9 protein-coding genes and 2 rRNA genes (1 of these 11 only partly in view) are annotated in these 17786 nt (G+C 63.6%); 10 read left to right on the plus strand and 1 reads right to left on the minus strand.

From position 1 onward, the window contains the following. The 8 genes from AC6I6U_RS07850 to yfiB all read left to right on the plus strand — a co-directional run. Positions 1-2010, plus strand: a 23S ribosomal RNA gene (locus AC6I6U_RS07850) (it extends 881 nt beyond the left edge of the window). Between the two features lie 149 nt (positions 2011-2159). Further along, positions 2160-2275, plus strand: a 5S ribosomal RNA gene (gene rrf / locus AC6I6U_RS07855). A 278-nt stretch (positions 2276-2553) separates the two neighbouring features. Next, the gene (gene recC, locus AC6I6U_RS07860; RefSeq protein WP_497881410.1) at positions 2554-6012 is read left to right on the plus strand and encodes an exodeoxyribonuclease V subunit gamma; all 3459 of its coding nucleotides are present in this window, start codon (positions 2554-2556) and stop codon (positions 6010-6012) included. After that, entirely contained in the window at positions 6009-9698 is a 3690-nt protein-coding gene (recB, locus tag AC6I6U_RS07865; protein WP_497881411.1) for an exodeoxyribonuclease V subunit beta, read from the plus strand. The genes recC and recB overlap by 4 nt, the downstream gene beginning before the upstream one ends. Beyond that, complete coding sequence (gene recD, locus AC6I6U_RS07870; protein WP_497881412.1) at positions 9695-11782, plus strand: exodeoxyribonuclease V subunit alpha; 2088 nt, start codon at positions 9695-9697, stop codon at positions 11780-11782. The genes recB and recD overlap by 4 nt, the downstream gene beginning before the upstream one ends. A gap of 97 nt (positions 11783-11879) precedes the next feature. Further along, complete coding sequence (gene yfiR, locus AC6I6U_RS07875) at positions 11880-12437, plus strand: regulatory sequestration protein YfiR (protein ID WP_497881413.1); 558 nt, start codon at positions 11880-11882, stop codon at positions 12435-12437. Continuing rightward, positions 12434-13705 carry a diguanylate cyclase DgcN/YfiN gene (gene dgcN / locus AC6I6U_RS07880; RefSeq protein WP_497881414.1) on the plus strand — a complete coding sequence of 424 codons (1272 nt, stop codon included), beginning with the start codon at positions 12434-12436 and terminating at the stop codon, positions 13703-13705. Before yfiR ends, dgcN begins: the two co-directional genes overlap by 4 nt. A gap of 4 nt (positions 13706-13709) precedes the next feature. Then, positions 13710-14213, plus strand: a complete 504-nt coding sequence (yfiB, locus tag AC6I6U_RS07885) for an outer membrane lipoprotein YfiB (protein ID WP_497881415.1) — start codon at positions 13710-13712, stop codon at positions 14211-14213. 18 nt (positions 14214-14231) lie between these two features. Here yfiB and AC6I6U_RS07890 read toward each other — a convergent pair whose 3' ends face one another. Further along, entirely contained in the window at positions 14232-15179 is a 948-nt protein-coding gene (locus AC6I6U_RS07890) for a LysR family transcriptional regulator (RefSeq protein WP_497881416.1), read from the minus strand. Between the two features lie 132 nt (positions 15180-15311). Between AC6I6U_RS07890 and AC6I6U_RS07895 the strand changes: the two genes are divergently transcribed. Both AC6I6U_RS07895 and mmsB read left to right on the plus strand, forming a co-directional pair. Then, a complete protein-coding gene (locus AC6I6U_RS07895) occupies positions 15312-16835 on the plus strand; it encodes a CoA-acylating methylmalonate-semialdehyde dehydrogenase (protein ID WP_497881417.1) in 1524 nt (507 codons plus the stop codon). Between the two features lie 14 nt (positions 16836-16849). Then, positions 16850-17737: a 3-hydroxyisobutyrate dehydrogenase gene (gene mmsB / locus AC6I6U_RS07900; protein ID WP_497881418.1), complete on the plus strand. Its 888-nt coding sequence runs from the start codon at positions 16850-16852 to the stop codon at positions 17735-17737. Positions 17738-17786 lie beyond the last annotated feature (49 nt).

The following is a 17786-nucleotide window of genomic DNA, read 5'->3' on the forward strand; positions in this document are numbered from 1 at the left end:
ACTTACCAAACCGATGCAAACTCCGAATACCTGGAAGTGCCGAGCGTGGGAGACACACGGCGGGTGCTAACGTCCGTCGTGAAAAGGGAAACAACCCAGACCGTCAGCTAAGGTCCCAAAGTCATGGTTAAGTGGGAAACGATGTGGGAAGGCTTAGACAGCTAGGAGGTTGGCTTAGAAGCAGCCACCCTTTAAAGAAAGCGTAATAGCTCACTAGTCGAGTCGGCCTGCGCGGAAGATGTAACGGGGCTCAAACCATGCACCGAAGCTACGGGTATCACGTAAGTGATGCGGTAGAGGAGCGTTCTGTAAGCCTGTGAAGGTGAGTTGAGAAGCTTGCTGGAGGTATCAGAAGTGCGAATGCTGACATGAGTAACGACAATGGGTGTGAAAAACACCCACGCCGAAAGACCAAGGTTTCCTGCGCAACGTTAATCGACGCAGGGTTAGTCGGTCCCTAAGGCGAGGCTGAAAAGCGTAGTCGATGGAAAACAGGTTAATATTCCTGTACTTCTGGTTATTGCGATGGAGGGACGGAGAAGGCTAGGCCAGCTTGGCGTTGGTTGTCCAAGTTTAAGGTGGTAGGCTGAGATCTTAGGTAAATCCGGGATCTTAAGGCCGAGAGCTGATGACGAGTGTCCTTTAGGACGCGAAGTGGTTGATGCCATGCTTCCAAGAAAAGCTTCTAAGCTTCAGATAACCAGGAACCGTACCCCAAACCGACACAGGTGGTTAGGTAGAGAATACCAAGGCGCTTGAGAGAACTCGGGTGAAGGAACTAGGCAAAATGGCACCGTAACTTCGGGAGAAGGTGCGCCGGTGAGGGTGAAGGACTTGCTCCGTAAGCCCATGCCGGTCGAAGATACCAGGCCGCTGCGACTGTTTATTAAAAACACAGCACTCTGCAAACACGAAAGTGGACGTATAGGGTGTGACGCCTGCCCGGTGCCGGAAGGTTAATTGATGGGGTTAGCTAACGCGAAGCTCTTGATCGAAGCCCCGGTAAACGGCGGCCGTAACTATAACGGTCCTAAGGTAGCGAAATTCCTTGTCGGGTAAGTTCCGACCTGCACGAATGGCGTAACGATGGCGGCGCTGTCTCCACCCGAGACTCAGTGAAATTGAAATCGCTGTGAAGATGCAGTGTATCCGCGGCTAGACGGAAAGACCCCGTGAACCTTTACTATAGCTTTGCACTGGACTTTGAATTTGCTTGTGTAGGATAGGTGGGAGGCTTTGAAGCGTGAACGCCAGTTTGCGTGGAGCCATTCTTGAAATACCACCCTGGCAACTTTGAGGTTCTAACTCAGGTCCGTTATCCGGATCGAGGACAGTGTATGGTGGGTAGTTTGACTGGGGCGGTCTCCTCCTAAAGAGTAACGGAGGAGTACGAAGGTGCGCTCAGACCGGTCGGAAATCGGTCGCAGAGTATAAAGGCAAAAGCGCGCTTGACTGCGAGACAGACACGTCGAGCAGGTACGAAAGTAGGTCTTAGTGATCCGGTGGTTCTGTATGGAAGGGCCATCGCTCAACGGATAAAAGGTACTCCGGGGATAACAGGCTGATACCGCCCAAGAGTTCATATCGACGGCGGTGTTTGGCACCTCGATGTCGGCTCATCACATCCTGGGGCTGAAGCCGGTCCCAAGGGTATGGCTGTTCGCCATTTAAAGTGGTACGCGAGCTGGGTTTAGAACGTCGTGAGACAGTTCGGTCCCTATCTGCCGTGGACGTTTGAGATTTGAGAGGGGCTGCTCCTAGTACGAGAGGACCGGAGTGGACGAACCTCTGGTGTTCCGGTTGTCACGCCAGTGGCATTGCCGGGTAGCTATGTTCGGAAAAGATAACCGCTGAAAGCATCTAAGCGGGAAACTTGCCTCAAGATGAGATCTCACTGGAACCTTGAGTTCCCTGAAGGGCCGTCGAAGACTACGACGTTGATAGGTGGGGTGTGTAAGCGCTGTGAGGCGTTGAGCTAACCCATACTAATTGCCCGTGAGGCTTGACCATATAACACCCAAGCAATTTGCGTCGAATGAGCAGATTGCGGTGTATGAAGACGAAGTGAACCGAAAGTTTGCAACGCACAAATACCTGAATCACATACCCGAATTCGCTGGAGCGTGACCCGCAAGGGCTACGAGCTGGCTACCGAATTTCTTGACGACCATAGAGCATTGGAACCACCTGATCCCATCCCGAACTCAGAAGTGAAACGATGCATCGCCGATGGTAGTGTGGGGTTTCCCCATGTGAGAGTAGGTCATCGTCAAGATTAAATTCCAAAACCCCAATTGCGAAAGCGGTTGGGGTTTTGTTTTTGTGGCGTTGGCAAGTCCGGTGCAGGACTTGAGGGCCTCTTCGCGGGCAAGCCCTGCTCCTACAGACGGGGGTCGAGCACAACCGGTATGGACGACGAAGTATTGTAGGAGCAGGGCTTGCCCGCGAAGAGGCCGCCACAACCGACACAAGACCCAACCCCCTCACCGCCAGCAACCGCGCCGGAGGTGTTAAAGTCCTGCCTTCGTTTTTGAATTCTCCAAGGAAGTCGTCATGCCGGACGCGACGTCACTCAATCCTGCGTTCATGGTTGTTCAGAGCAACAGCCCTGAGGAACTGCGCAGCCTGGTGATCAACGTGATGCGGCGTTACCCCCTGGCGCCCCTGGAGAATGAAATCGCCCTGGTGCAGAGCAACGGTATCGCCCAGTGGCTGAAGCTGGCCCTGGCCGAAGATGCCGAGGACGACGATTCCGGAGGCTGCGGTATTGCCGCCGCCATCGACGTGCAACTGCCCGGTACCTTCATGTGGCAGCTCTATCGCATGGTGCTGGGCCGCGACGAGATCCCGCCCAAGTCGCTGCTCGACAAGGCCCCATTGACCTGGCGCCTGATGCGCCTATTGCCGGAACTGATCGATCAGCCGCACTTCGAACCGCTGCAACGTTTCCTGACCCACGACAGCGACCTGCGCAAACGCTATCAACTGGCCGAGCGCCTGGCCGACCTGTTCGACCAATACCAGGTCTACCGCGCCGACTGGCTGGAGGACTGGGCCGCCGGCCGCCACCAGTTGCGCAGCGTACGCGGTGAGATCAAGCCGCTGAGTCCTGCCAACTGCTGGCAGGCCGAACTATGGCGTGCGCTATTGCTGGACGTCGGCGCCGAAGGCATGGCCCAGAGCCGGGCAGGTGTGCATCAGCGTTTCATCGAACGCATCAATATCCTTGAAGCCGCTCCCAGGGGCCTGCCACCACGAGTGATCGTCTTCGGCATTTCCTCGCTGCCGGCCCAGGCCCTCGAAGCCCTGGCCGGCCTGGCACGGTTCAGCCAGGTGCTGCTCTGCGTGCACAACCCCTGTCGCCACCACTGGACCGACATCGTCGCCGACAAAGACCTGTTGCGTAACGAATACAAGCGCCAGTCCCGCAAGGCCGGCATGCCGGTGGTCCTCGACCCCGATGCCCTGCACCAGCACGCTCATCCGCTATTGGCCGCCTGGGGCAAGCAGGGCCGCGACTACATCAACCTGCTCGACAGCTACGACGACCCGAACAGCTACCGTGCGGCTTTCCGCGATGGCCGCATCGACCTGTTCAGCGATAGCACTCCGGCAACCCTGCTCAACCAGTTGCAGGACGATATTCTCGAACTGCGCCCGTTGGCCGAAACCCGCGAACTCTGGCCTGCCGTCGACCCGCAGCAGGACCAGTCGATCCGCTTCGAAGTCGCCCACAGCGCCCAGCGCGAAGTGGAAATCCTCCACGACCAGTTGCTCGCCCGCTTCAGCGCCAACCCGGACCTGCGCCCACGGGACGTGATCGTCATGGTCCCGGATATCGACAGCTACGCCCCGCATGTTCGCGCCGTCTTCGGCCAGCTCGAACGTAGCGACCCGCGCTTCATCCCGTTCACCCTGGCAGACCAGGGGCAGCGTGGACGTGATCCGCTGCTGATCGCCGTCGAGCATCTGTTGAAGTTGCCCGACAGCCGTTTCCCGGTCAGCGAGATTCTTGACCTGCTCGACGTACCGGCCTTGCGCGCCCGCTTCAATGTCCAGGAGCGTGACCTGCCGACCTTGCACCGCTGGATTGAAGGCGCGGGCATTCGTTGGGGCCTGAGCGCCGAACAACGCGCCGATCTCGGCCTGCCAGCAGAACTGGAACAGAACAGCTGGCGCTTTGGCTTGCGCCGCATGCTGATGGGCTACGCGGTTGGCACCGGCGAAGGCTGCGAAGGCATCGAACCCTATGACGAAATCGGTGGCCTGGATGCCGCCCTGATCGGCCCGGTGGTCGCCTTGCTCGACGCCCTGGAAATCGCCCACCAGGAACTCTGCGAACCGGCCCGCCCGCAGCAGTGGGGCGAGCGTCTGCAAGCATTGCTGCAACTGTTCTTCCTCGCCAGCACCGAGCACGACGACTACCTGCTGATCCAGCTCGAACAACTGCGCGCCACCTGGCTGGAAACCTGCGAAGCCGTCGACCTGCAGGAAGAACTGCCACTGACAGTGGTACGCGAAGCCTGGCTGGCCGGTCTCGATCAGGGTCGCCTGTCCCAGCGTTTCCTCGCCGGTGCGGTGAACTTCTGCACCCTCATGCCGATGCGGGCGATCCCGTTCAAGCTGGTTTGCCTGCTCGGCATGAACGACGGCGATTACCCGCGTGCACAACCGCCGCTGGACTTCGACCTGATGGGCAGCGACTACCGTCCCGGCGATCGCTCGCGGCGTGAAGACGACCGCTATCTGCTGCTCGAAGCCCTGCTCTCGGCCCGCGAGCAGCTGTATATCAGTTGGGTTGGCCGCAGCATCCGCGACAACAGCGAGCGTCCGGCCTCGGTGCTGATTGGCCAACTGCGTGACCATATCGCCAGTGGCTGGCGGCTGCCCGACGCCGACGGCGAACACCTGCTTGAAGCCCTGACCCAGGAGCATCCGCTGCAACCGTTCAGCGCCCGCTATTTCCACGAGGGCGATGCCGGCCTGTTCAGCTACGCCCGTGAATGGCAGCAGTTGCACCAACTGCAGGATTCCACCGAGCTTGTCGGCGAACTGGCACCCTACAGTCAGGAAGAACCACTGACCCTGGCACAATTGCAAGACTTCCTGCGCAACCCCGTGCGGCACTTTTTCAGCCAGCGGCTGAAAGTATTTTTCGAGACCGCCGAAGCGCCACTGGCGGACGAGGAACCTTTCGTTCTCGATGCGCTGCAGCGCTACAGCCTCAGCGACAGCCTGCTCAATGCCGCCTTGCAGCAGGCGGACAATCCACAGCAGGCCTTGAGCAACCAGGCCCGTCGCCTGCAGGGCAGCGGCCTGTTGCCCATGGCCGGTTTTGGCGAACTGCTGCAACTGGAACTGATCGAGCCACTGCCGGGCCTGCTGGAACGCTATCAGCAACTGCTGACCCTATGGCCAACGCCGGTGCCGAGCGCGGTGCCGGTCAGTATCGACAGTAATGGTGTGCGTCTCGACGGTTGGCTGTCCGGCCTGCATCAGCGCAGCGATGGCGGCTACCTGGCCGTCACCACCATCCCCAACAGCATCGGCTCGCTCAAGACCCGCAAGTGGCATCGCCTGACCAAGCCTTGGGTCAACCACCTGGTGGCCTGTACCTGCGAGTTGCCGCTGACCACCGCGTTGGTCGCCAGCGACGATACGCTGCTGCTGCCGCCGTTCGAGCCGGAGCGGGCCAACACCCTGCTCGGCGAATTGCTGCTGGCCTGGCAGGTCGGCATGCGCCGGCCCTTGCCGGTGGCGATCAAGACGGCCTTCGCCTGGCTTTCCCAGCCGGACCCGGCCAAAGGCGAGGCTGCCGCGCGCAAGGCCTATGACGGCGACGGCATCAACAGCGAAGGCGAGCGCCGCGAAAGTGCGGCCCTGGCCCGCCAGTTCGCCGACTACAACGCCCTGGTCGCCAGCGAGGAGTTCGATGGCTGGTGCGACAGCCTCTATCGACCGCTGCTCGATGCGCCATGGCGCTCCCTGGTGAACGAGGAGGCGCGCCCATGAGCGACAAGACTCCACTGGCCCTGGCCTTCCCCCTGCGTGGTAGCCAACTGATCGAAGCCAGTGCCGGCACCGGCAAGACCTTCACCATTTCCGCACTGTACCTGCGCCTGGTGCTGGGCCATGGCGGTGAGGCTGCCGGTTTCGGGCGCGAGTTGCTGCCACCACAGATCCTCGTCGTGACCTTCACCGATGCCGCGACCAAGGAGCTGCGTGACCGTATCCGCACTCGCCTGGCTGAAGCCGCGCGGTTCTTGCGCGACGAGATAACCGCCCCGGACGACCTGATCGGCCAACTGCGCGCCGAATACGCTGTCGAGCAATGGCCGGCCTGCGCCAATCGCCTGGATATCGCCGCGCAATGGATGGACGAGGCCGCCGTCTCGACCATCCACGGTTGGTGCCAGCGGATGCTCCGTGAGCACGCCTTCGACAGCGGCAGCCTGTTCACCCAGACCCTGGAAACCGATCACAGCGACTTGCTCGGTGAAGTGCTGCGCGATTACTGGCGGCTCTATTGCTACAAGATGCAGGGTGACGCGCTGCACTGGGTGCGCGCCAACTGGGGTGGCCCTGATGCGCTGCTGCCGAGGGTACGTGCGCTGTTTGGCAATGTGAATCACGGCAGTGAGGACGACGAACCGGAGCCCGCCGAACTGATCGAGGCCTGCCTGCTCGAACGCCGTGAAGCCCTGCTGCAGATCAAGGCACCCTGGAAGCAGTGGGCCGCCGAGTTGCGCGAGATCTGCCTGCAAGGCGTGGCAAGCAAGACTGTCGACGGTCGCAAGATGCAGGCGCGCTACTTCGAGCCCTGGTTCGAAAAGCTCACCGCCTGGGCCGAAGACGAAGCCCTGGAACAACTGGATATCGGCACCGGCTTTAGCCGATTGACCCCCGAGGGCATGGCTGAAGCCTGGAAGGGCGAAGCCCCGCGGCATCCTGCGCTCGACGCGATGGCCGGCCTGAAAGCCAGCCTCGATGCCCTGCCAACCCCCGATGCCGCCGTGCTGGAACACGCCGCCCGCTGGGTCGGTGCACGCTTCGAGGACGAGAAGCGCCGCCGTGCTGAAATGGGCTTTGACGACATGCTGCTGCGCCTCGATGCCGCCTTGCGTGCCGAGGGCGGCGAGCGCCTGGCGGCGCTGATCCGCGAGCAGTTCCCGGTAGCGCTGATCGACGAATTCCAGGACACCGACCCGGTGCAGTACCGGATCTTCGAAAGCATCTATCGCATCGAGGACAATAGCCCAGACGGCGGCCTGTTCCTGATCGGCGACCCCAAGCAGGCGATCTACGCCTTCCGCGGCGCCGACATCTACACCTACCTGCGTGCGCGCCAGGCCACCAGTGGTCGCTTGCACACATTGGATACCAACTTCCGTTCCAGCCATGCGATGGTTCGTTCGGTCAACCACGTGTTCGAACGTGCCGAGCAGCGGGAGCAGGGCCGTGGTGCGTTTCTGTTCCGTGACGGCGAAGACAACCCGGTACCGTTCGTGTCGGTAGAGTCCCAGGGCCGCAAGGAAGAGTTTCAGATCGATGGCCAGCCGCAGGCAGCGCTGAATGTCTGGCAACTGTCCTCCGAGCAACCGTTGTCCGGCGCGGTTTACCGCCAGCAGTTGGCCGCCAGTTGCGCCAGCGAAATCGTCGGTCTGCTCAATGGCGGGCAGCAGGGCCGCGTTGGTTTCAGTCGCGACGGCAAACTGCAGGGCGTGTTGCCCTCAGACATCGCCATCCTGGTCCGCGACGGCAAGGAAGCGCAGGCGGTCCGTGGCGAGCTGGCCGCCCGCGGGGTGCGCAGCGTCTACCTGTCGGACAAGGACTCGGTGTTCGCCGCCCAGGAAGCCCACGACCTGCTGACCTGGCTCAAGGCCTGCGCCGAACCGGATGTCGAACGCCCGCTGCGCGCGGCCCTGGCCTGCATCACCCTGAACCTGCCGCTGGCCGAGCTGGAGCGACTGAACCAGGACGAGCTGGCCTGGGAGGCGCGGGTCATGCAGTTCCGCGGCTACCGCACGCTGTGGCGGACCCAGGGCGTGTTGCCGATGTTGCGCCGCCTGCTGCATGACTTTCAATTGCCCCAGGCGCTGATCGCCCGCAGCGACGGCGAGCGGGTGTTGACCAACCTGCTGCACCTGTCCGAATTGCTGCAACAGGCCTCCGGCGAACTGGATGGTGAGCAGGCGTTGATCCGCCACCTGGGCGAGCACCTGGCCTTGTCCGGCCAGGCCGGCGAGGAACAGATCCTGCGCCTGGAAAGCGACGAGCAACTGGTCAAGGTGGTGACCATCCACAAATCCAAGGGCCTGGAATATCCGCTGGTGTTCCTGCCCTTCATCTGTTCGGTGAAGCCGGTGGATGGCAGCCGGCTGCCGCTGCATTACCACGACAGCAACGGCAAGGCCCAGGTCAGCCTCAAGCCGACTGCCGAGTTGATCGCCCAGGCTGACGACGAGCGCCTGGCCGAGGATCTGCGTCTGCTCTACGTGGCCCTGACCCGCGCCCGCCACGCCTGCTGGCTGGGTGTGGCGGACCTCAAGCGCGGCAGTCACAACAGCTCGGTGCTGCACCTGTCGGCCCTCGGCTACCTGCTCGGTGGCGGCGCGGTGCTGGCCGAGTCCACCGGCCTGGCCAGCTGGCTGCGGGATCTGCAGCAGGACTGCCCGGCTTTGGCCTGCCAGGAACTGCCCGCACCCAACGATTTGTCGTACCAGCCGCCACGCAACCAGGCGACTCTGCTCGAACCGCTGCTGCCCAAGCGCAAGGCCGCCGAGCATTGGTGGATCGCTTCTTACAGCGCCCTGCGCATCAGCGAGCAATTGGGGGCTGGCAGTGACGAAGCGCCGGAGAACCCCCAGGCCCAGAAGCTTTTCGACGATGAGCGGCTGGACCCGGACGCGCCGCGCGAAGTCGTCGCCAGCGGCGGCGATATCCACCGTTTTCCCCGTGGGCCGAATCCCGGCACCTTCCTCCATGGCCTGTTGGAATGGGCCGGCGACGAACGCTTCACGGCTGACCGCGAACTGATCGAAAAAGCCGTCGCGCCGCGCTGCAACCTGCGTGGTTGGAAGGGCTGGATCGAGACCCTGAGCGACTGGCTTGCCCACCTGCTGCAGGTGCCGTTCCGCCTCGGCGAAGGCCAGCCGCCGGTGGCGCTGAACAGCCTCGCCAGCTATCAGGTGGAAATGGAGTTCTGGTTCGCCAGCCACAAGGTCGACGTGCAGCAGGTCGACGAACTGGTCCGGCGCCACACCCACGGCGGTGTCGCCCGGGCGGCAGCCGAGCCGGTATTGCTCAATGGCATGTTCAAGGGCTTCATCGACCTGACTTTCGAACACGAGGGCCGCTACTACGTGGCCGACTACAAGTCCAACTGGCTGGGCGCCGACGATGCGGCCTACACCGAGCAGGCCATGGCCGCGTCGATCCTCGACAACCGCTACGACCTGCAATACGTGCTCTACCTGCTGGCCCTGCATCGCCAGCTCAAGGCCCGGGTGCCGGACTACGACTACGACCGGCACATGGGCGGCGCCCTGTACCTGTTCCTGCGCGGCACCCGCGCGCCGAGCCAGGGCGCCTATTTTGCCCGGCCGCCACGGTTGTTGATCGAACAGCTCGACCTGCTGTTCCAGGGCAAGTCCGTCACCAAATCCGAACCCGCCTGGGAGCAGGGGAGTCTGCTATGAAACGTTCCTTCGCCGACCTGCTGCCCACCGCGCTGAACGACGACAGCCTCGCCGAACTGGCGCCGCTGGATCGCGCCGAAGACCTGCTGCTGTTGCTCGAGCGCTGGTTCGAACGCGGCTGGGTGCGGGCGCTGGACAAGGCCTTCGTCGCTTTCCTGCATGAACTCGATCCCGAGGGCGATCCGTTGGTGTTGCTGGCTGCTGCCTTGACCAGCCACCAACTCGGTCACGGGCATGTCTGTCTCGACCTGTTTGAAACCCTGAGCGAGCCGGACTTCGCCCTGTCGCTGCCGCCGGAGGGCGACCTGCAGAGCGGGGCGATGCTGCTGCCCTCGCAACTGCTGGTGGCACTGGACGGCGAGGCCTGGTGTCGGTCATTGCAGTCCAGTCCGCTGGTGGCCCAGGCCGATGACGAGAGTCTGGATGCGGGGCAACGGCCGCTGGTGCTCAGTGGCCGACGGCTGTACCTGCGGCGCTACTGGAGCTATGAACGGCGTATCGACAGTGCCCTGCGCCTGCGTCTCGCCGAGCAGGAAGCCGCACCGGAAGACCTCGCCCGTCGTCTCACCGAACTGTTCGGCGCTGCCGGCAGCAGTGGGCGCATCGACTGGCAGAAGCTGGCCTGTGCCCTCGCTACGCGCGGCGCCTTCAGCATCGTCACCGGCGGCCCCGGTACCGGCAAGACCACCACCGTGGTGCGCCTGCTGGCCCTGCTCCAGGCGCCGGCGGTGGAAGCGGGCAAGCCGCTGCGCATCCGCCTCGCCGCGCCGACCGGCAAGGCCGCCGCGCGCCTGACCGAGTCCATCAGTGCCCAGGTGCGCTCGCTGACCATCGATGAAGCGGTCCGCGCCCGGATTCCCAGCGAAGTGACCACCGTGCATCGCCTGCTCGGCAGCCGCCCAGGCACCCGGCACTTCCGCCACCATGCCGGCAATCGCCTGCCGCTGGACGTGCTGGTGGTGGACGAGGCGTCGATGATCGACCTGGAGATGATGGCCAACCTGCTCGATGCGCTGCCGGTGCATGCGCGGCTGGTGCTGCTGGGCGACAAGGACCAGTTGGCCTCGGTGGAAGCTGGAGCCGTGCTCGGTGACCTGTGCCGCGATGCCGAGGAGGGCTGGTACAGCGCCGACACCCTTGCATGGTTGCAGGCGGTCAGCGGCGAGGACCTCGGTACCAGTGGCTTGCGCGAGGCCGCCGAGGGCAGCCATCCGCTGGCCCAGCAGGTGGTGATGCTGCGTCACTCGCGGCGCTTTGGCGAAGGCAGTGGGATCGGTCAATTGGCGCGGCTGGTCAACCAGCAGGCGGCAGACGAGGCCCGTGCGCTGTTGCAGGCGGGCGACCATTCCGACCTGTTCGCCCTGGCGCTCAAGGGCGAGCAGGACCGCAAGTTCGACAAGCTGGTACTCGATGGTGAGGGCCCCAACCGCAAGGGCTATCGCCATTACCTCGACGTAATGCGCAGTGGTCGCCCGCCTGCGTACAGCGACCTTGATGACCCGTGCTGGGAAGACTGGGCGCGTTCGGTGCTGAGTTCCTTCGACGAGTTCCAGTTGCTCTGCGCCGTGCGCAAGGGCCCCTGGGGCGTCGAGGGGCTGAACCAGCGCATTACCGCGGCGCTGTTCGCCAGGAAGTTGATCGACAGCGACCAGCACTGGTATGAAGGCCGACCGGTGCTGATGACCCGCAACGACTACGGGCTCGGCCTGATGAACGGCGACATCGGCATCGCCCTGCGCCTGCCCGAGCGCGATGGCGTGGACGCGGGCAAGCAGGTGCTGCGGGTGGCGTTTCCGCGTAACGACGGCCAGGGCGGGGTACGCTTCGTCTTGCCGAGCCGATTGAACGACGTGGAAACCGTCTACGCCATGACCGTGCACAAATCCCAGGGGTCGGAATTCACCCACACCGCTTTGATTCTGCCCGAGGCACTGAACCCGGTGTTGACCAAGGAACTGATCTACACCGGCATCACCCGGGCCAAGGACTGGTTCAGCCTGCTCGAGCCCCGCGGGGGGGTGTTCGAGGAAGCGGTGCGGCGCAAGGTCAAGCGCTTGAGCGGGCTGATGTTGGAGCTCGGCTAGCGCACGTCCTGGCACTGCCTAGCCACTGATTTGCTACCGTTTCGGCATTATTCTGACGTAGTATTGAGAAAATTCTCATGCGAACGTGGTTGCGTGGATGATGTGGCGGTTTTTTGGCGCTAAACAGTTGGCATTGTCCGTTCTGTGCTGCCTGTCCATGCACTCGGGCATGGCCGAGGACACGGGGCCTCACGGCGCCGCCGACCAGCGCGCCCAGGCCGTCACCCAGGTCGTGCTGGGCATCCTCAGTTACGCCCGCTGGCCGGTGGAGCCGACGCAGTTGCGCCTGTGCATCATGGGTCCGACCCAGTACACCGACGATCTGGTCAAGGGCACCACCCAGGCCACCGGCCGCCCGGTGCTGGTCCAGCGCCTGCTGGCCAACAGCACGGCCGTCGCCGGCAGTTGCGACGCGGTGTACATCGGTCAGCTCTCCGCCGAGGAGCGCGGCCAGCTGTTCGCCGCCCTGGCCGGGCAAGCGGTGCTGAGCATCAGCGAAGAAGGCGACCAGTGTACCGTCGGCAGCCTGTTTTGCCTGCGTGTCAGCGACGACCAGGTGGCGTTCGACGTCAACCTGGATTCGGTGGCCCGTAGCGGCGTGCGCATTCATCCCAGCGTCCTGCAATTGTCCCGCCGTCGGGCCGCACAACCATGATCGGTCTGCACAAGCTTGACAATCGCCGGACCCTGCGTTCAGTGCTGGGACGTGGGCACATGTTGGTCGCGCTGGCGGCGGTCGGCCTGGTCAGCGTCTCGCTGACCTTTCTCGGCGTGCTGGCGCTGCGGGTTTACGCCGATCACAACCTGCACCTGATCGCACGCTCCATCAGCTACACCGTCGAGGCGGCGGTAGTGTTCAACGACAGCAGCGCGGCGACTGAAGCCCTGGAACTGATCGCCTCCACCGAAGAGGTGGCCGATGCCGAAATCTTCACCGCCAGTGGCCAGCGCCTGGCCCATTGGCAGCGACCGGAAAACGGCCTGTTGTCACGGCTGGAGATGCAGTTGGCGAGGGGGCTGCTGGAACAGCCCATCGTGCTGCCGATCCTGCACCAGAATCGCGAAGTCGGCAGCGTGCGCCTGACCGGCCACGGCGCCAGCCTGATGCGCTACCTGCTCAGTGGTCTGGCCGGCATTCTGGTATGCAGCGTCCTGGCGGCCTGGCTTGGCCTGTACCTGGCGCGCCGGTTGTTGCGCGGGATCATCGTGCCGTTGCGCAGCCTTGCCAAGGTGGCCCACGCCGCCCGTAGCGATCGCGCCTTCGATCGGCGGGTACCGCCGGCGGAGATTGCCGAGCTGGACAACCTCGGCAACGACTTCAATGCCTTGCTCGACGAGCTGGAAGTCTGGCAAGCGCATTTGCAGAACGAGAACCAGCTCCTGGCCCACCAGGCCAGCCATGACAGTTTGACCGGCCTGCCCAACCGGGCGTTTTTCGAGGGTCGGCTGATGCGTTCCCTGCGCAATGCGGCCAAGCAGGGCGAGCGGGTGGCGGTGCTGTTTCTCGACAGCGATCGTTTCAAGGAAATCAACGATACCTTCGGCCATGCGGCGGGCGATGCGGTGCTGGTGGCGGTGGCCACGCGGGTGCGCGCGCAGTTGCGTGAACACGACCTGGTGGCGCGCCTGGGGGGGGACGAGTTCGCCGTGCTGCTGATGCCGCTGCACCACATCGAAGACGCCGAGCGTATCGCCGAGAAAATCATCGCCAGCATGGACCTGCCGATCCCGGTGCCCGGCCAGGCCCAGGTCATTACCTCCCTTAGCGTCGGCATCGCCGTCTATCCCGATCACGGCAGCACCCCGGGCTCGCTGCTCAATGCCGCCGATGCCGCCATGTACCAGGCCAAGCGCCTTTCCCGAGGCAGCCAACACACCGCGCAGTCGGAGCACTGCGCTGCTTCAGCCACAACCAGGAGTTGAACCCTTGCTTACCTTCACCCAACGTTCCCTGCGTTTTTTCAGCGTTGCGCTGTTTGCCGCGTTGCTGGCCCTCAGCGGTTGCCAGACGGCCCCGCAGAAAGGCCTGACCCCGGCGCAGGTCGCCGTCCTCAAGCAGCAGGGCTTCCAACTGACGGACGATGGCTGGGCCTTCGGCCTGTCGGGCAAGGTGCTGTTCGGCAGTGACCTGGACGGCTTGAACAAGGAGAGCGAGACCATCGTCGACCGTATTGCCAAGGCCCTGTTGAGCGTGGACATCCAGCGGGTGCGAGTGGACGGGCATACCGATGCGTCGGGCAAGGATGACTACAACGAACAGCTTTCGGTGCGCCGTGCCAACAGCGTGGCGAAGGTGTTGCAACAGTCCGGCCTGAAACCGGAAAACATCCAGGTCCGCGGCCTGGGCAGCCGCGAGCCGGTGGCCAGCAACAGCACTGCGGCGGGGCGGACGGAGAATCGCCGGGTGGCGATCGTGGTGATTGCTGACTGAACCTACAGGGGCGGTGTTCTAATCGACGAACCGCAATTCCCGTGCCTCACCCAGCAGCAACGGTCGATTCAGCTCCGTGACTTCGCGGATGTAATCCCACAGCAGGTTGATCCGCTTCAACTTCCTCAGATCCTCCCGGCAATACATCCAGAACTGCCGGGTGATGTTCACCTCATCCGGCAACACCGGTAGCAGGTTCGGGTCCTGGGCCGCCAGGAAGCACGGCAGGATCGCCAGCGCCCGGCCCTGCTGCGCCGCAATGAACTGGGCGATCACGCTGGTACTGCGCAGGTTGGCGGTGGCGTTGGGCAGCAGGTTGGCCAGGTACAGCAGCTCGTTGCTGAACGCCAGGTCATCGACATAGCTGACGAAGCGGTGCCGCGCCAGGTCGCTGGCGCGGCGGATCGGCGGGTGCTGGTCCAGGTACTGCTGGGTCGCGTACAACTGCAGCCGGTAGTCGCACAGTTTGCAGCACACATACGGCCCATGCTCCGGGCGCTCCAGGGCGATGACGATATCCGCCTCGCGCTTGGACAGGCTGATGAAGTGCGGCAGCGGCAGGATATCCACCGAGATCGCCGGGTAGGCGTCGACGAAATGGCTCAGTTGCGGGGTGATGAAGAAGCTGCCGAAACCCTCCGTGCAGCCCATGCGCACATGCCCCGAGAGCGCCACCCCGGACCCCGAAACCTGCTCGCAGGCCATGTGCAGGGTACTTTCGATGGACTCGGCATAACCCATCAGGCGCTGGCCTTCGGCAGTCAGGACGAAGCCGTTGGTGCGCGACTTTTCGAACAGCAGGGTGCCCAGGGCCGCTTCCAGCGAACTGATGCGCCGCGACACCGTGGTGTAGTCCACTGCCAGGCGCTTGGCTGCGCTGCTGGCCTTGCGGGTACGGGCCACCTCGAGGAAAAACTTCAGGTCGTCCCAGTTCAATGAACCCAGGGACGTGATGTTTTTTTGCATGTTGATCCGGTTTTTATGTGCGTTCTTATTAGAAGAATGCACATCTATACTCCAAAAACAGTCCAGTCACCATGCTCGGGCGTTGCGGCGCCCGCCCAGGATTCGGCCATTACAATAATTCAGGAGACTTCCATGAACGTTTCTCTCAAGCCCGACGCCACCCTCAAGACCGCCCGGTTGCTGATCGATGGCGAGTGGGTCGAATCCCAGAGCAGTGAATGGCACGACATCGTCAATCCGGCGACCCAGGAAGTGCTGGCCAAGGTGCCCTTCGCCACCGCCGCCGAAGTGAACGCCGCGATCGACGCTGCCCAGCGCGCCTTCCAGACCTGGAAGCTGACCCCCATCGGCGCCCGCATGCGCATCATGCTCAAGCTGCAGGCGCTGATCCGTGAACACTCCAAGCGTATCGCCGCAGTGCTCAGCGCCGAGCAGGGCAAGACCCTGGCCGACGCCGAGGGCGATATCTTCCGCGGCCTGGAAGTGGTCGAGCATGCCTGCTCGGTCGGCACCCTGCAGATGGGCGAGTTCGCCGAGAACGTCGCCGGTGGCGTCGACACCTACACCCTGCGCCAGCCGATCGGCGTCTGCGCCGGTATCACTCCGTTCAACTTCCCGGCGATGATCCCCCTGTGGATGTTCCCGATGGCGATCGCCTGCGGCAACACCTTCGTCCTCAAGCCGTCCGAGCAGGACCCGCTGTCGACCCTGATGCTGGTGGAGCTGGCACTGGAAGCCGGCGTGCCGCCAGGCGTGCTGAACGTGGTACACGGCGGCAAGGATGTGGTGGATGCGCTGTGTACCCACAAGGACATCAAGGCGGTGTCCTTCGTCGGTTCGACCGCCGTCGGCACCCACGTGTATGACCTCGCCGGCCGCCACGGCAAGCGCGTGCAGTCGATGATGGGCGCCAAGAACCACGCGGTGGTGCTGCCCGATGCCAACCGCGAACAGACCCTCAATGCCCTGGTCGGCGCCGGTTTCGGTGCGGCCGGCCAACGGTGCATGGCCACTTCGGTGGTGGTGCTGGTGGGCGCGGCGAAGCAGTGGCTGCCGGACCTCAAGGCCCTGGCGCAGAAGCTCAAGGTCAATGCTGGCAGTGAGCCGGGCACCGACGTCGGTCCGCTGATTTCCAAGCGGGCCAAGGAGCGCGTGCTGGGCCTGATCGACAGCGGCATCCAGGAAGGCGCCACGCTCGAACTGGACGGTCGCGATATCGTCGTGCCGGGCTTCGAGCAGGGTAACTTCGTCGGCCCGACCCTGTTCTCCGGGGTGACCACCGACATGCAGATCTACACCCAGGAAATCTTCGGCCCGGTGCTGGCGGTGATGGAGGTCGACACCCTCGACGAGGCCATTGCCCTGGTCAACGCCAACCCGTTCGGCAACGGCACCGGCCTGTTCACCCAGAGCGGCGCCTCGGCGCGCAAGTTCCAGAGCGAGATCGATATCGGCCAGGTCGGCATCAACATCCCGATTCCGGTACCGGTGCCGTTCTTCAGCTTCACCGGCTCGCGCGGCTCCAAGCTCGGCGACCTCGGCCCGTACGGCAAGCAGGTGGTGCAGTTCTACACTCAAACCAAGACGGTCACCGCGCGCTGGTTCGATGACGACAGCGAGAACCATGGCGTGAATACCACCATCAACCTGCGCTGAGTGAGGAACGGGCCATGAAGATCGCATTTATCGGACTGGGCAACATGGGCGCGCCGATGGCGCGCAACCTGATCAAGGCCGGGCACAGCCTGAACCTGTTCGACCTGAACCAGGTGGTGCTCAAGGAACTGGCCGCTCTCGGCGGGTCCATCAGCACCTCGCCCAAGGCCGCAGCCGAGGGTAGCGAACTGGTGATCACCATGCTGCCGGCTGCTGCCCATGTGCGCAGCGTCTGGCTGGGCGAGGACGGCGTACTGGCCGGAATCGGTGCCGGCGTACCGGCAGTCGACTGCAGCACCATCGACCCGCAGACCGCGAAGGATGTCGCTGCCGCTGCGGCGAAACACGGCGTGGCCATGGCCGATGCGCCGGTGTCCGGCGGTACCGGCGGCGCGGCGGCCGGGACGCTGACCTTCATGGTCGGCGCCTCCGGGGAGCTGTTCGCCACCCTGCAACCGGTACTGGCGCAGATGGGGCGCAACATTGTCCATTGCGGTGAGGTCGGCACCGGGCAGATCGCGAAGATCTGCAACAACCTGCTGCTGGGCATTTCGATGATCGGTGTCAGCGAGGCCATGGCCCTGGGTGCCGCACTGGGCATCGACACCCAGGTGCTGGCCGGGGTGATCAACAGTTCCACTGGCCGCTGCTGGAGTTCCGACAGCTACAACCCCTGGCCGGGCATCGTCGAGACCGCACCGGCGTCCCGCGGCTACACCGGTGGCTTTGGCGCCGAGCTGATGCTCAAGGACCTGGGCCTGGCCACCGAGGCCGCACGCCAGGCCCACCAGCCGGTGGTGCTCGGCGCCGTGGCGCAACAGCTGTACCAGGCCATGAGCCTGCGCGGGGAGGGCGGCAAGGACTTCTCGGCCATCATTGGCAGCTATCGCAAACCCGAGTAACGGTTTTTTCCGAGGGCTCGCGTCGGGCGGGCCCTCGGTTTTTTCCGGG

This window comes from Pseudomonas sp. UTLPPB19802, from assembly GCF_059730225.1.

What these genes read in the sequence shown, in the direction of transcription:
- AC6I6U_RS07895 (WP_497881417.1), top strand. Translation starts at nt 15,312, where the DNA reads ATGAACGTTTCTCTCAAGCCCGACGCCACCCTCAAGACCGCCCGGTTG.
- recB (WP_497881411.1), top strand. Translation starts at nt 6,009, where the DNA reads ATGAGCGACAAGACTCCACTGGCCCTGGCCTTCCCCCTGCGTGGTAGC.
- mmsB (WP_497881418.1), top strand. Translation starts at nt 16,850, where the DNA reads ATGAAGATCGCATTTATCGGACTGGGCAACATGGGCGCGCCGATGGCG.
- recC (WP_497881410.1), top strand. Translation starts at nt 2,554, where the DNA reads ATGCCGGACGCGACGTCACTCAATCCTGCGTTCATGGTTGTTCAGAGC.
- AC6I6U_RS07890 (WP_497881416.1), bottom strand. Translation starts at nt 15,179, where the DNA reads ATGCAAAAAAACATCACGTCCCTGGGTTCATTGAACTGGGACGACCTG.
- recD (WP_497881412.1), top strand. Translation starts at nt 9,695, where the DNA reads ATGAAACGTTCCTTCGCCGACCTGCTGCCCACCGCGCTGAACGACGAC.
- yfiR (WP_497881413.1), top strand. Translation starts at nt 11,880, where the DNA reads ATGATGTGGCGGTTTTTTGGCGCTAAACAGTTGGCATTGTCCGTTCTG.
- dgcN (WP_497881414.1), top strand. Translation starts at nt 12,434, where the DNA reads ATGATCGGTCTGCACAAGCTTGACAATCGCCGGACCCTGCGTTCAGTG.